General features: G+C 53.8%; 10 protein-coding genes. 5 read left to right on the top strand and 5 right to left on the bottom strand.

All coding sequences use genetic code 11. From position 1 onward, the window contains the following. The first annotated feature begins 342 nt into the window (after positions 1-342). Together M504_RS00645 and M504_RS00640 are read left to right on the top strand one after the other, a co-directional pair. Positions 343-2,778, top strand: a complete 2,436-nt coding sequence (locus M504_RS00645) for an alpha-mannosidase (protein ID WP_198137494.1) — start codon at positions 343-345, stop codon at positions 2,776-2,778. Positions 2,779-2,974: 196 nt separating this feature from the next. Beyond that, positions 2,975-4,132 (top strand): DUF2235 domain-containing protein, encoded by a 1,158-nt coding sequence (locus M504_RS00640; RefSeq protein WP_156993375.1) that lies wholly within the window; start codon positions 2,975-2,977, stop codon positions 4,130-4,132. A 188-nt stretch (positions 4,133-4,320) separates the two neighbouring features. On the opposite strand, the gene M504_RS00635 is transcribed toward M504_RS00640, so the two are convergent. Next, a complete protein-coding gene (locus tag M504_RS00635) occupies positions 4,321-5,142 on the bottom strand; it encodes an SDR family NAD(P)-dependent oxidoreductase (RefSeq protein ID WP_084213982.1) in 822 nt (273 codons plus the stop codon). Continuing rightward, positions 5,120-5,896, bottom strand: a complete 777-nt coding sequence (locus M504_RS00630; protein ID WP_047486794.1) for an SDR family NAD(P)-dependent oxidoreductase — start codon at positions 5,894-5,896, stop codon at positions 5,120-5,122. The genes M504_RS00635 and M504_RS00630 overlap by 23 nt, the downstream gene beginning before the upstream one ends. Before the next feature lie 453 nt (positions 5,897-6,349). Between M504_RS00630 and M504_RS00625 the strand changes: the two genes are divergently transcribed. The 3 genes from M504_RS00625 (at position 6,350) to M504_RS00615 (ending at position 10,014) form a co-directional block, all read left to right on the top strand. Beyond that, a complete protein-coding gene (locus tag M504_RS00625) occupies positions 6,350-7,141 on the top strand; it encodes an IclR family transcriptional regulator (RefSeq protein WP_047486791.1) in 792 nt (263 codons plus the stop codon). Between the two features lie 133 nt (positions 7,142-7,274). Next, on the top strand, positions 7,275-8,300 hold the full coding sequence (locus M504_RS00620) for an SMP-30/gluconolactonase/LRE family protein (RefSeq protein WP_047486789.1): 1,026 nt from the start codon (positions 7,275-7,277) through the stop codon (positions 8,298-8,300). Positions 8,301-8,472: 172 nt separating this feature from the next. Beyond that, on the top strand, positions 8,473-10,014 hold the full coding sequence (locus M504_RS00615; RefSeq protein ID WP_232296100.1) for a CoA-acylating methylmalonate-semialdehyde dehydrogenase: 1,542 nt from the start codon (positions 8,473-8,475) through the stop codon (positions 10,012-10,014). A gap of 55 nt (positions 10,015-10,069) precedes the next feature. On the opposite strand, the gene M504_RS00610 is transcribed toward M504_RS00615, so the two are convergent. From M504_RS00610 to M504_RS00600, 3 genes are all read right to left on the bottom strand, one after another. Continuing rightward, entirely contained in the window at positions 10,070-10,456 is a 387-nt protein-coding gene (locus tag M504_RS00610) for a cupin domain-containing protein (RefSeq protein WP_047486787.1), read from the bottom strand. Then, positions 10,434-12,470 (bottom strand): transketolase C-terminal domain-containing protein, encoded by a 2,037-nt coding sequence (locus M504_RS20965; RefSeq protein ID WP_198137493.1) that lies wholly within the window; start codon positions 12,468-12,470, stop codon positions 10,434-10,436. The genes M504_RS00610 and M504_RS20965 overlap by 23 nt, the downstream gene beginning before the upstream one ends. A gap of 143 nt (positions 12,471-12,613) precedes the next feature. Then, the gene (locus M504_RS00600; protein ID WP_052200156.1) at positions 12,614-14,854 is read right to left on the bottom strand and encodes a PQQ-binding-like beta-propeller repeat protein; all 2,241 of its coding nucleotides are present in this window, start codon (positions 14,852-14,854) and stop codon (positions 12,614-12,616) included. Between the last annotated feature and the right edge of the window lie 50 nt (positions 14,855-14,904).

Raw genomic sequence — 14,904 nt, 5'->3', positions numbered from 1 at the left:
CGCAGGCTAGCGGCGCTTCTCGCTCAATCTAAAGCGTTTCGATTTAAGTTGTCATGCCAGCTTTGTAATCAGCATTCTTGACATGTGTTTACCGCAGAAAAGATAAGTTCATGTGTGATGCTGGCGGGATTTCCAGAAACGTATCCGACAAAAGCGAAGTGGTAGCTCGTGCCGATGCGCCGACATGGACGACGTGTGTTCTCCATCGGACATCCTCAAGCACAAACATTTTCTGCGTCGCCAATCTTGCAATCAACGCATGAGGAAGGTCTTATGAAAAACAATGGAAGCGGCCTGTCCAGAAGAGATTTCTTAATTCAGGGGACAGCAGCTCTTGGCACAGTGGCAGTTTCTAATTCGTTTGCCCAGGTAGTGCACAGCAACACCGTAAACGGCAAGCGCGTATTGCACATCATGGGGCATTCTCATATCGATGCCGCGTGGCTGTGGCGCTGGCGCGATGGTTCGGATGAAGCATTGAACACATTCCGGAGTGCGTTGAATCGCATGAAAGAGACGCCGGGATTCTGCTACAGCCATTCTTCTTCCATGCATTACCGCTGGGTTCAAAATGCTGATCCCGGAATGTTTGAAGAGATCAAGCAGCGCATCCGCGAAGGTCGTTGGGAAGTTGTCGGTGGCTGGCCTGTTGAGCCCGATTGCAATATCCCCGCGACGGAAAGCTTTGCTCGACACTGCCTCTACGGAAAAGAGTTCTGCAAGAACGAGCTTGGCGTCGATGTCAAAATCGGATTCAATCCTGACTCTTTCGGACACGCTGCCGGACTTCCAACCATCCTAAAAAATGCAGGCTATGAGTACTACGTGTTCATGCGGCCGCAAGAGAATGAGATGGATCTTCCGTTGCTGTTCTGGTGGGAAGGTCCGGACGGCTCGCGCGTACTCGCGCTCAGACTCTATCGAACCTATGAAAACAATGCCTCCCATCTTGCGGCTGATGCAGAGCACTCGTTCGCATCTGGCATGAATGATGGGGCATTCTTTCTTGGCGTGGGTGATCATGGAGGCGCAGTAACTGCCGCGCAGATACGCGAAGTCCTGAAGATGAAGGGCGATCCGAACCTTCCAGAACTACGCTGGAGCACGTTGCATGAGTTCTTCGACGCAGTAAAGAAATCCCCTGCATTCAGTTCCCTGCCTGTGGTTCGTCACGAATTGCAGCACCATTCGCGTGGCTGCTACTCCGCCTATGGAGAGGGCAAGGCGCTCAATCGCCGTGCAGAACGCTCCATGGTGGAAGCTGAATCGATCTCTCTGTTCTCAAGCCTGACGACGACTCATCAATACCCTCATAAAGAATTCGTCGACTCATGGTGGAAGATTCTATTCTGCCAGTTCCACGATATGGCGGCAGGAACGTCACTCTACGCGGACTATCAGGATGTGCGTGACAGCCTTGGCTTTGCATGCGAGGTTGCTCAAACGACCAAGGTGCAGGCACTACAGAGCATGGCTCGCCAGGTGGACACCACTAAGGTCGTGCAGGGCGCTGTATTCCTATGGAACCCTCTCCCCTGGCCGCGCAAGACATTAGTCGAGTACTACACCGGTCGGCGTCCCGATAACTTGGAATTTATTACTCACTTAACGGATAAGGATCAAAAGAAATATCCGATTCAGTGGCTTGCCTCTGAAAGCATGACGCAGCAACATCTCCGTCTTACAGCATGGGTCGACTTGCCTGCCTGCGGTTACAAGTTATTCGAGCTTGCGCATGGCTCTGCACCAAATGGAGCAGCCTTCTCAAATGCCATTACAGTTTCCAAGACTGGCTTCGGCATATCTTCTGCGAAGGCGGAAGACGGAACCGAACTGCTAGCCAGGAGCATCGGACTTGTCGTCGTCGCCGATTCATCCGATACGTGGTCACACGGCGTAAACGAATTCCGTCAAGAGATGGGTCGTCCCCCCCTGGTGTATGCCGGTGTTGTAGAGGAAGGCCCTGTCACTCGCATCACTCGCCATCGTGCAACATGGATGGAATCCGAGATCATTCTTGATCTCGTTGAGTATGCCGGTATTGAAGCAGTAGAACTTCGCTTCGTAATCACTTGGAACCAGCATGAGCAGATGCTGAAACTTGAGATTCCCACCGCATTAGTGCAGCCACGTGTCTTCACGAAGGTCCCCGGAGCGATCATCGAACGCGCCGTCAATGGTGAAGAAGAACCTTATCAGGACTGGGCAGCCGTGCAGGGCAAGATCGGTTCGGACGACTACACTCTTGCCCTCATCAACGAACAGACCTATAGCTATGACTGCCTCGACGGACTCTTCCGCACAGTACTCATTCGTTCCGCGCCATTCGCTCGCCACAGACCCGACAAAACCGTCTACTTTGATGCGAATGCATGGCAGGATCAGGGACGCCAGGAACGTCGCTTCTGGCTTGTGGCCAGGAAGGGTACGCATTCTCAGTTAGCGTTGGATCGCCTCGCGGAAGAACTGCAAAGCCCGGCTGAATATGTCATGACCTCTGCTCACACGGGACACCTGGAATGGGAACAGTCGTTCTTTGAGGTCTCCCCCAGCTCGGTTTGGGTGCTCGCACTCAAGCCTGCTGAAAGCGTTAAGGACGGCTACATCGTTCGCTTACAAGAACGTACCGGAACAGCGACGAAGACGTCGTTGAAGAGCACGTTCCTCAACGTCGACTATTCCATCAACCTCGCCCCTTGGGAATTGAAGACACTCCTGATTCAACGCTCGGCCTCAGGACCAGCAAAGGTGAAAGAAGTTTCAATCCTGGAGGTTTGATAAAACCGCCCGAACAGATCAATCGAGCCCTCCGTCGCATCGGCGTCGGGGGGCTCGATTGATTTAGGCGATTACTTTTCGAAGACGGAAACAATTGAGAGAAATTAGTGATTCAACCGTTTTCGTGGGTGATATCATTCGCTCTCTCCACGTTTCAATCGAGTACCCGCAGTTCATTGCTGAGGAGCTACGCATCATGAGTAAGAAGATTGTTATCTGCTGTGATGGCACCGGAAACGGTTTCGAAAAAGTCTCGGAGGAGTCCAACGTTGCGAAACTTTACAGCTCCCTCCAAATAGGCCCCGGTCAGGTCGCTTACTATCATCCCGGCGTGGGAACGATGGGTGACCCGAATGCGCGCGGCTTCTTCAGCAAGCATGTATCCAAGATCAAGGGATTGGCCTTCGGCAGTGGACTACTGCGCAACGTAGGCGACGCCTATCGCTACCTCATGGACAACTATGAAGACGGTGACGAGATCTACCTCTTCGGCTTCAGCCGGGGAGCCTTCACGGTCCGGGCCCTGGCAAGTCTCATGAATGTCTTCGGCCTACTCTGCCATGGCAATCACGGTGCGATCCCGTACATCCTCGACATGTATTCCAAGCGAAGCAGGGACGCGAAAGGCAGGATCACACAGTTCACGTCGGATGAGGTATTCAAATGGCAGTTTTCACACGCGAATCCCGTGAAGATAAAGTTCTGCGGTCTTTGGGACACGGTGGCCAGCTACGGCTGGGTCTACGATCCCATCACGCTGCCGTTCCTGGGCACAAATCCCATCATCGAAGTGGGCCGTCACGCGGTTTCCATACACGAACGTCGCTGCTTTTATCAGGACAATCTTTGGGGTGAGTATCGTTCGCCGCAGGACTTCCGGCAGGTATGGTTCGCAGGTGTCCATTCTGACATTGGTGGCAGCTACCCGGAGGCGACCAGCGGCTTATCGAAAATAGCATTGGAGTGGATGATGGTGGAAGCCATTGCGCACGGTCTGGAAGTCAATGACTACAAGGCGAAGATCGTCCTCGGCAAGTGCTCGGCGTTTCCCAAGCTCCAGGGCCTCCCGGAGTATGTCGAACCAAACGCAAAGGCAGACCCGCATAGTTCATTAAAAGGGTTTTGGTGGGCGTGCGAATTCCTCCCCCAACAGGACCCTCATGTGAAAAAGAGAAAGTTCATACTCCCAATGGGGCGTAATCGCCTCATCCCGCCAAACTCCTTCATCCACCAAAGCGTCATGGAATCGCCATGGAAGCCGGAGTCGCTCCCTGCACATGATGTTGAGCCCTGGGTACCGCTCGGAGCGATCGCGGACCAGCGCGTTACGAGCAAATTTATCGCAGCGGATTGAGTACAGAGATATCGACAGAATCCCCGTCAGGGACGGCCTGCGGGCGGCATTCATGCATGCCGGGAAGTTTCCCCATGAGCTGGCTGTTCGTCAGTTTGATGGGCCCAATCCTTCTACTCCACGCAGCCCACAGTTGCGCATGGCTTCTGTGCGATAAGGCTTCCCGAGGGGTCAGCGGGAGTCGTAGTTTATTTACCGACCCACCCGCCATCGACGTAGATCGATTGCCCCGTGATGTACGAGGCATCATCCGATGCAAGGAACGCAACGGCCTTGCCAACTTCTACAGGCTGGCCCGGACGTCCCAAGGAAATCTGTCCCACCACTCCAGGCAGGATTTCGGGACTCTCCAATACCCAACGGATCATTGGCGTATCGATCAGACCGGGGTGAACACAGTTCACACGGATGCCGTAGTACCCCATCTCAGCAGAGATATTGCGCGTAAGTGCTTCAATAGCCAGCTTGCTTGGAGCATAGTGAGTGCGGCCTGGCAGCACACGAGCCGCTTGAATCGATCCGATGTTGACGATCGTGCCCTTTCGATCCTCTGCAATGGCGCGCTTGCAGAAAGTCTGTGCACACATCCACTGGCTCTTCAGATTGACCTCAGTGACTTCCTCCCACTGCTTGTCGGTAAGTTCCAGAAAAGGGATGATGGTTTCAATTCCCGCATTATTGACCAGCACATCAATAGGGCCGAAGTCTGAGGCCGCATCGAAGATACGATCCACGTCTGCGCGCTTACTTACATCACCAGCAACAACTAGGGCGCGCCTTCCCTTCTCTTGAATGGCTTCGGCTAATGCGTCGCAGCGCTCATCGACATGAATGTCATTGATGACAATGTCTGCACCTTCGTCCGCAAGAACTTCAGCGATTCCCTTACCAATACCTTGTCCTGCGCCGGTCACTAGCGCGATCTTACCCACCAACTTCATCTTCGTCCTCGTGGTCATCTCTCGTTCGGGAGTTAGCGTGTACTCGTTAGTGGATCGTCCAACCGCCATCAACCATCAGCGTTTGTCCTACCACCATATCGGCGAAAGGACTCGCCAGGAATAACACTGCGCCCACCAGATCTTCAGGCTGGTTCCAACGGCCCCGCGGAATCATCTCCTGTGTCGCCCACTCTTTGTAACCAGGCTTTTCAAGAATGTTCTTCCGCGATTCCGTTTCGGTGATGCAGGGCGCAACAACATTCACCAGTACACCCTGTTGTGCCCACTCCAGCGAAAGCGATTTCGCTAAATGATGCACCGCGGCCTTCACAGCAGCGTAGAGCGCACGGTTCTTAAACGCGATAACACCAAAGTTAGATCCGATCTGGATAATGCGACCACTTCCCTGGGGCAACATCACTTTTGCCGCCGCCTGCGACGCAAAGAAGACACTCTTGAGCGAAGCCGTAATGGTCTTGTCAAACTCTTCTTCACTGACATCCAGAGCAGGTCCGGTCCCGGTCCAGCCCGCATTATTGACAAGAATATCAATGCGTCCAAATTCCGCGACAGCACTATCCACTAACTTCTGAACGTCACTTACTATCCCGACATCTGCCGGAACGATCAGGACACGTCGACCAAGCTCTTCAATCTCTTGCTTGAGATTCTGGATCTCTTCCAGTCGCGGCCCGGGATGCTTGGAGAGAACCAGATGCGCCCCTGCCTGAGCCAGCCCCAGAGCGATAGCCCGTCCTATACCCTGCGATGCGCCCGTTACGATGGCAACCTTGTCTTGTAAGTTGAAGCTCGAGTAGTCCATCTTCACTCCGAAATCGATTCGTTGCGTATTTCACTTAATTATTTGCGTATTGTGCAACGAACAAATCTTAACGTTCCATGTCGAAAGCGTCAAGGCTCGGTTATCGCAATATCTGCAAGAGCCCGTTTATCGCCATACAAAGAGCCATTTCTGATCGTGTTTAAGGGCAGTCGTCTCGTCCGACTACATCCTGTAATGTATGCAGCAGAGATTGCCTTATGGACGATAGTGAAAACGCATGATTGTTCTGGAAGACAGTGATGGCAAATAGCAGGAGGAGGCTTCTAAGGACCGGCCATCACGCCTCCACATGGCGAAGCGACAGGGTGATATGGTGGAGGTGAATCTGAGAAGCGCCCGAGGCTTTCTCACCAGCACACACCTCAGGGAATGGCACTAAGCCGGTATTCCCGAAAGATGGTGGGAGTCTGCGGGGCTGACAAGGCAAGGTCCATGGCTCCGAAGAAATCCCCGCTCGTCCCTTTCATCCAAAGCCTCGACCGCGGTCTAACCATCATCCAGATGGTGGCATTGTCCAAGCAGCCGGTAACACTGTCGGAACTGGCCGAAGCCCTCGAAGTAGACCGCAGCAGTGCCTTTCGGCTGGCCCATACCCTTCGTCGTCGTGGCTTTCTCTCCTGCCCGCCGGGACGAAAAGACTACATTCTTGGCCCTTCTATGTGGACACTGTCGCACCAGTACGATTGGAGCAACATGCTGGTCCGTGTCGCGCATAAGGAACTGAAGACGCTGGCAAACGATCTGAACGAAACAGCCCACCTCGCAGTCCGTGAAGGCAAAAGCGCACTGTTCATCGATTCCGCCCACGCAAACCACGTCATCGCGGTTGCTGGCCAAACGGGCGAACTGGTGCCACTGTATTGCACCGCTCACGGAAAAGCTCTCTTGGCAGATGCCGACGAACGCGAGCTAAAGTCACAGTTCGGTCAGGGAGCACTCACGCGGCACACGAAAAACACCATTACGAGCCTTAAGTCACTGCTGGAAGAGTGCCACGAAATCAAGACTCGCGGCTACGCGACGGACGAAGGTGAATACGCCGCTGGCATGCGCTGCATCGCTGCCCCCATCCGTCTCGAAGATGGATCCATCGTCGGCTCCATTGGAATCTCGGCGCCAGACTCGCGCTTCCTGAAAGAGCAATACCCCAGCTACAGCAAGAAGGTTCTCCGTGTAGCCGCGGGCATTGCGGCCCTTCTGAACACTTCCGAGCAGTCTGAGTAGTTCCTCTTCACCCTTCCTCATAGCTCATCCCTCTTGCTCGCCTCGTGCTACCCTTGCAATCTATATTGCAAATTGTGCAATACGGCGGATTGAAACTCATGCCGCCAGATCGAGCATTACGAAGGATTGCGGCATGTCTAATCCCATTCTTGATTTCGGTATCGACACAAATTCCCTGCAATACATTGGCGAAGGCTTACAGCGCCCAGAGTGCATCCTTGTAGAACGCAATGGAACACTGTGGTCTGCAGATTCGCGCGGCGGTGTGGTGCGTATGCGGCATGATGGAACGCAGGAGATCGTGACGCAGCGTATCTCCGACTACTTTGCGGATGCTGGTGACGAAGCTACACGTTATCTGACCGGCACTCTGCCCAACGGGCTGGCATTCGCTCCAAATGGAGATATCCTCATTTCCAACTTTGGCACGGACCGTCTGGAAGTCATGACACGTTCCGGCGAATCGCATGTGCTGGCGAACAGCATTGAAGGTGAAGCGATTGGCAAGGTGAATTTCGTCCTGCGGGATTCAAAGGGACGTATCTGGATCACCGTTTCCACACGCATCAAGAACTGGATGCACGCATTGCGTACCGACTTGTACGACGGATACATCGCACGTTACATTGACGGAAAATTCCGCATCATGGCCGATGGATTTCAATTCACCAACGAAATCCGTATGGATGCCAACGAAGAGTGGATGTACGCCGTAGAAACAACCGGCGGCCATATTCGGCGCATGCGAGTCCACGAAGACGGGACTTTGGGAACTCCTGAAGTCTTTGGGCCATCAAGCCTTGGCAAGGGTGCATGGCCGGACGGAATTGCATTCGATAGTATCGGCAATTTGTGGGGCACCTGCGTCTATTCCGACAAGTTGTGGGCGCTCACTCCTCAGGGCGATCTGCGTGTGTTCCTGGATGAGGGCGACCCAGCGAAAGTCGACGCGTTGGAACAACAATTTCTTGCGGGTGCAGTCACGCAGGATGTGCTCTTCGCAACCGGTCGCGGCATTGCACCTTGGATGGCAAGTGTGACCTTCGGAGGACCAGACCTACAGACCCTTTACATCGGTTCGTTGCGGGGCCAACGCATCCCCTATTTCCGCGCGCCTGCACCGGGCTTGCCGATGGTCCACTGGCACGAATCCCACTAACTACCCTGATGCAATTTCGCGCAGACGAATCGATGGGGCCAGCAGAGATGCTGTCCCCATCATCTTGTAAGTACTGCTTTGCATTGATGTACGTTGCGTATTATGCAAATACTATTGCGTATTCATGACAATAGGAGGACAATCTCCGAAACGACTTTCCGAGGTTTTCGCCGTGTCCAATACCGCCACTCTTCCTGATTTGACTGCAGAAACTGCTTCGCTACGTGTGATCTCGCACTGGATCGGCGGCGCCGCTGTGCCCGGTACATCGGGCCGTTTCAGCGACATCTACAATCCCGCAACCGGTCGGGTACAGGCTCGCCTTGCATTAGCAAACGGTACAGAACTCGCAAGTGCTGTTGCCGCGGCTAAAGCGGCGTTTCCAGAGTGGGCGGCATTTCCGCCGCTACGTCGCGCGCGCATCCTGTTTCGCTTTCGCGAGTTGCTGGAAAAGAATACCGATCGCATTGCGGCAGCCATCACATCGGAGCACGGGAAGGTACTCTCCGATGCGAAGGGCGAAGTAACACGCGGGTTGGAAGTCGTTGAATTTGCTACCGGCATCCCTCAACTACTGAAGGGTGAATTTACAGAGCAGGTAGGCACAGGCATCGATAGCTGGAACATGCGGCAACCACTGGGTGTCGTCGCAGGTATCACACCGTTCAACTTCCCAGCCATGGTGCCCATGTGGATGTTCCCTGTGGCGCTGGCCTGCGGCAACACATTCATCCTGAAGCCAAGCGAACGCGATCCCAGTGCCGCGCTCATCCTCGCCGAACTCCTGAAAGAAGCAGGCCTTCCCGACGGTGTATTCAACGTACTCCACGGCGACAAAGAATCCGTAGATGGGCTGTTGGATCATCCGGATGTGCAGGCGATCAGCTTCGTAGGATCAACTCCCATCGCCGAATATGTCTACGCGCGCGGCACGGCAAAGGGAAAGCGCGTGCAGGCACTTGGCGGCGCGAAGAATCACATGATCGTGATGCCAGATGCAGACCTCGATCAGGCAGCGGACGCGCTCGTTGGAGCTGCCTACGGCTCCGCCGGTGAACGTTGCATGGCAATCTCAATCGCTGTGACTGTAGGCAACAACACAGCGGACGAACTGCGTGAAAAGTTGTTAGAGCGCATTGCCAAGCTGAAGATAGAACCCGGAACGGAAGCCACTTCCGATATGGGACCGCTCGTAACAAAGCAGCATCTTGAGCGCGTAAAGGGCTACCTCAACACAGGCGTGCAGGAAGGCTCAGAGTTGGTTGTAGATGGCCGCAACTCTGCACTGCCAAAAGGCGACGGCTTCTTCCTGGGAGCTTCCCTGTTCGATCATGTGAAGCCTGAGATGAGCATCTATAAGGACGAAATCTTCGGCCCCGTGCTCGGCATTGTGCGTGCGAATAACTTCCAGACCGCGCTGGACCTAATCAATCAACACGAGTTCGGTAATGGCACGTCCATCTTCACACGCGATGGAGATACTGCTCGCGCTTTCACACACGCGGTTCAGGTGGGCATGGTAGGCGTGAACATCCCTATTCCTGTGCCAATGGCGTTCCATAGCTTCGGCGGCTGGAAACGCTCACTGTTTGGCGACCATGCCATGCACGGCCCAGAAGGCGTCCGTTTCTACACGCGCGTCAAGACAGTCACCGCTCGGTGGCCTACGGGCATCCGCGTAGGTGTAGATACCACGATGCCAACACTAGGCTAAGGATGGTCCCAAAAAGAATGGGCTCCCAACGGGGAGCCCATGGGGACACAGAACATTAGTCCTGAAAACCAAGACCTTCAAACATCTGGTAGTTATCCAGGCTTGTCGCTGGCGCAAAGAAGCAGACAACTTTCATTACTTCACCGCTCGTGTTCTGCAACATATGCGGCTTTCCCTGAGGGAAGAGAACCATGCTGCCTGTGCGCACCTCACCAATCTCTCCGTCAATCCACACGCGTCCACTACCGCTGACAAGATAGATAACTTCTTCGCCGTGAGGATGGGAGTGCGCAGGCCGTACCTTTTGACCGGGCTGTACCTCAATCATGGCCACGCTGCAATGCTCTGCCCCAGTGGTCTCTTCTGTTACAACCCAGCGCAACATCCGGCCTGGTAGATCCAGTGCCTCGATGTCGCTTTCATGCACGATGGGCAATGCCATGGCTGAATTCCTCACTTTCCCGCTCACCATCCACTTCCAAGACCTTCCTGGCTAGAGCCGTTCCTGAAAGTCCAAACACTTCGACTAACTCTTCATACGTTGCGGAGTGTATGAACTGCGGCTTGCCATGCGCATCCAGCGTATTCACCGTAAATACAGTGGAAGATGAATGGAACTCACGATGACGGTAAAGCACCTTCAGATAGTTTTGCCAGATATAACCGTTGTTCTGCTCAGCGAAGATCAGCTTCTTTCCCGACCGATGCAATTGAAGTAACAACTCCTCATCGATAGACGGCATATCCACCACAGTGACGGCAATGCCTTCCTCTGCGCAAAGACGGGCAGCCTCCAAAGCTTCATGCGTTCCACGTCCACTACTAATAAGCGCAACGGTATCAGTTTCTGTTTGCTTCAGAATATGGCCAGCCCCGAACTCGAAGACGTACTCCGGCCCATACAACACAGCAGATGCGGTGCGCATGACTCTGACATACAGCAAGCCCTTGTTGCCCTGCATAGCCCACTTCATCAACGACAACATCTGCTGGGGGCAAGAAACGTCAATGATCTTCAAGTGTCCGACAGCATCAAACGTGGTGATGTCATCGTTACCCATGTGGGTAGCGCCATTCGTACGTGTTTCGAAGTTGGCCGCCGTAGCAAGAAACGTCAGATCCAGACCATGGCCTTCGCTCAGCCACCCATCGGTCGCTGCAATCGCCTCAAGCCTCTCCTGCTGTCCCACTGCGATGCGTCGCATCACTTGCCAGTTAAAGAATGGGCAGAACGTGCTGGTCCATACCTGCATTCCAAGTGCAGCCATGGCTTCGCCAATCAACATCATGTTGGCTTCCGCAACACCCACATTCAATGCCCTAGCTTGATCCACCGCAGCCACACCCGCTTCTAAACCACTGGTGGATGCAAGATCAGAATCAATTGATACAACGCGGCGATCGCGAGCAAAGACCTTCATCGCTGCGGTGACAATATCCGCGGCGATGTACTGCTTTCCACGATCCAATCGTGGCAGAGCAGCATCGTTGTATTGCACCGCCTTCGAACGCATCGGAGCGCGGCGCGTAAGTACCGGGCCGATCACTTGCGAGAAGCCGTTGGACTCATCCAGATGCATATCTTTAGCCGCTCGTCGCAATAGCTGGGCAATACGCTTGTCTTCCTGGGTGCCATCGAGTTTGATCAACAGCTCTTGAAACTCTGCAACACGTTCCGCGCGACGTGCATGCTGTAACTCGGCCTCCTGATCCAACAACGCTTCGGCAGTTGTGACTTTATGTTTGTTCATGAAGTCACTGAACGCACCGTAACCCTTCGTTGTATTGCAGATGATGGCTGTCGGCTTACCATTGCGTGGCCCATAACGGAATTGCTCCAACGCGGCCACAACACCGTCGTATTGTGTGGCGTCTACACTATGCGCATTCCATCCAAAGGAACGGAGGACTTCATCCAGCTCCGGCATCGGAAAAAGCGTGCGGTTGTGAACATCAAGCTGACCATGGTTTCGGTCAACCAGAACACACAAATTATCCAGATGGCTTTGGCCCGCATACATAATGGTCTCCCAGCAGGTCCCTTCCTGCAGTTCGCCATCACCCACCATTGCATATGAATCAAAACGTGGGCTAGTACGCCCTGCGATCGCAAATCCCTGCGCAACGCCGATACCTTGTCCCATCGGTCCAGTGGCAATGTGAATGCCGGGCAGAACGGGCCCTGGATGTCCATTCAGCAAGCTATGGTGCGAGCGGGAATTCATTAGCAACTTCGCATCGAAGTAACCAATCTCCGCATAGATAGAAGCAAGTGTTGCAACAGCATGCCCCTTGCTCAACGTGAAAATATTCTGACCGCGTCGCGTTGGATCTTCGATGTCAAGTGAAAGAAACCCACCATAGAACAATGCCACCATGGGAATGGTGGCGGAGAATGCTCCACCTGCATGCAGTCCATTGTCTATAGCGGTCCGACTCTGAGAAAGCGTCAGCAATCGTATATCGGAATCTTTGATCGCAAGTAGTCGCAAAAGCCCTTCGCGAATCAAGTAGCGAGACTGGGAGAGCAAAGCCTCTCCAAAAGCGAATAGTGTTCCAGTTTTCATCTTGTTCCAGAGTCCTTGTACGTTGCAATCACTTATCGTTTTGCTGGCAGAGCGAACACGTAGTATCCCTGCGAAGGCGCCGCATCACCAGAAGTCTCCTTCGCAAGCGGACCGTCGCTGTTCTGATGCGCTCCCACGTCGGTTCCAGCAAGAACTGTTCCAGGTCTTGCGCTGATCACGATGTATTCCCTGCCATTCACTTCATACACAGCAGGAATACCTTCCGGTGCTGCAGGAAGTTCTTTCTCCCACAAAACCTTTCCAGTGTCCTTGTCATAAGCGCGGAACTTGGAATCAGACTTCGTTCCAGAGAAGATAAGACCACCAGCCGTAACCGCAACGCCGCCACGAGGCCAGTAACTTCCAGTCCCCTTAATCCCTTTTGCTTCAAGGCGCGTGATGCCTCCAAGAGGAACCTGCCAGGCGATCTTGCCGCGATTCAAGTCGTACGCGGTCAACGTCGACCACGGTCCCTTGATAGCAGGCAAGCCATCTTCCGAATCCATATATCCGTAGCCCGTCCAATAACGCTGACCAGCGGTCTTAGGTGGTGGCGCCAGCAACGCCTCTAGATTCGGAGGAGCTTTAGCCGTCGACGGACTCTCAAGATACGCAAGCAGCGCATCAAGATCGGTGTTTGTGAAATCAGCGAATGCAGGCATCGGTGATTGCCCGTTGTGCACGGTCTCCTTCACACGAGACGTGCCGATCCGTTCCACAACGCCCTTTAACGAAGGGATAGCAGGTGGCTGCCCCTGCTGCTCCGCAAGATGGCAGGCTTGGCAATTCTGTTTGTAAAGCACCAAGCCAACAGTGGATGGAGGGCCTTGGATCGGACGACGAGGCGCTCGCGGCTCCAGCTTCAACAATGACGGTGCGTTCTTGGCTTGAACATAAACAAAGCCCGCATCGGGATCAGCAGCGAGTGCACCCCAATTCGCACCGCCTCCATTGCCGGGAGCTTGAATGGTGTTCTGCAGTGCGGGGGGCGTAAACAAGCCGTTGTTCTTTGCCTCGCGCACCAGCTTCCGCAATCTTTCCCGCTCTGCGGGCTCTTGGATATATGGATTAATGTCATCAGCAGTAAAGCTTTGCCGCACAAACGGCGGCACTACCGTGGGAAAAGGCTGTGTTGGCCAAGACTGCTCACCCGGTACTGTTGAAACCGGTACGGGACGTTCCTCAATAGGCCACAGTGGCTTACCCGTGACTCGATCCAGAACATACAGAAAGCCATTCTTGCCCGCAGCTGCAAGCGCATCAACAACCTTGCCGTCATGCTTTACGGTAATCAACTTTGGCGATGCCGCAAGATCGTAATCCCACAGATCATGGTGCACAGTTTGAAAGTGCCAAAGGTACTTTCCGGTCTTCGCATCCAAAGCAAGGATGCAATTTGCGAACAGGTTCATGCCCTTTCTGTCCGCGCCATAAAAGTCATACGTGGCCGATCCAAGCGGGAAATAGGCGATGCCACGATTCTCGTCAATGGAGAATTCTCCCCATGTATTCACGCCACCTTCGTATTGCCACGCATCTGCCGGCCAGGTGTCATAACCAAACTCACCCGGATGCGGAATCGTATGAAAACTCCACACCAGCTTGCCCGTAATCACGTCATAGGCACGTATATCTCCCGGAGGTGAACCGTAGTCCTCGCCAGGAGCCGATCCCATAAGGATGAGGTTTCCAAATATCTTCCCAGGCGTACTCGACTGGATCGACCGAACCTTCGATGGATCGCGACCAAGCCCTTCTTTAAGATTCACGCTCCCATTCACACCAAAGGACGTAATCAAGGTTCCAGACTTCGCGCTCAACGCATGTAATTCATTGTTGCTTGCAAACAGGATGCGGGCATCCGTCCCATCGTCGCTCTTCCAATACGTGAGACCACGATTAGTAATGCCACGAGGATTCTGCGTGTCATACACCCAGATCTCTTTGCCCGTGACTGCATTCAGAGCCGCAATGCGGTTGCTCCGGCCCAACACAAACATCACACCATCGACAACGATAGGGTTTGAGCCAAATAGTAGACCGTTGTTCCCCGCTGGATAAAACCACGCCTGCTGCAGCTGGGTCACGTTCGCCTTGTTGACTTGTCTCAGAGAAGAATACTGAGATGCATCCGAGCTGCCTTCGAACTGAGACCAGTCAGCATACCGCCTGTGCTGTTCCGCACGGACGGTAGTCGCATGTTTGCTGGAGAGTGCCACCATCAATGTTGCGGATGCGCATAAGCTCGCGCTGATGAACTTGCGATATTGCATGAAGTATCTTCCCTAAGAACTCTTACTTACAAATTTCGCGACAAGTACCC

Origin of the sequence: Terriglobus sp. TAA 43 (assembly GCF_000800015.1) — a bacterium.
Classification (GTDB): domain Bacteria; phylum Acidobacteriota; class Terriglobia; order Terriglobales; family Acidobacteriaceae; genus Terriglobus.
The sequence above is the reverse complement of the archived record's forward strand: the minus strand, read 5'-3'. Positions and strand labels throughout refer to the sequence as shown.

What these genes read in the sequence shown, in the direction of transcription:
- M504_RS00640 (WP_156993375.1), top strand. Translation starts at nt 2,975, where the DNA reads ATGAGTAAGAAGATTGTTATCTGCTGTGATGGCACCGGAAACGGTTTC.
- M504_RS00635 (WP_084213982.1), bottom strand. Translation starts at nt 5,142, where the DNA reads ATGGCGGTTGGACGATCCACTAACGAGTACACGCTAACTCCCGAACGA.
- M504_RS00630 (WP_047486794.1), bottom strand. Translation starts at nt 5,896, where the DNA reads ATGGACTACTCGAGCTTCAACTTACAAGACAAGGTTGCCATCGTAACG.
- M504_RS00625 (WP_047486791.1), top strand. Translation starts at nt 6,350, where the DNA reads ATGGCTCCGAAGAAATCCCCGCTCGTCCCTTTCATCCAAAGCCTCGAC.
- M504_RS00620 (WP_047486789.1), top strand. Translation starts at nt 7,275, where the DNA reads ATGTCTAATCCCATTCTTGATTTCGGTATCGACACAAATTCCCTGCAA.
- M504_RS00610 (WP_047486787.1), bottom strand. Translation starts at nt 10,456, where the DNA reads ATGGCATTGCCCATCGTGCATGAAAGCGACATCGAGGCACTGGATCTA.
- M504_RS00600 (WP_052200156.1), bottom strand. Translation starts at nt 14,854, where the DNA reads ATGCAATATCGCAAGTTCATCAGCGCGAGCTTATGCGCATCCGCAACA.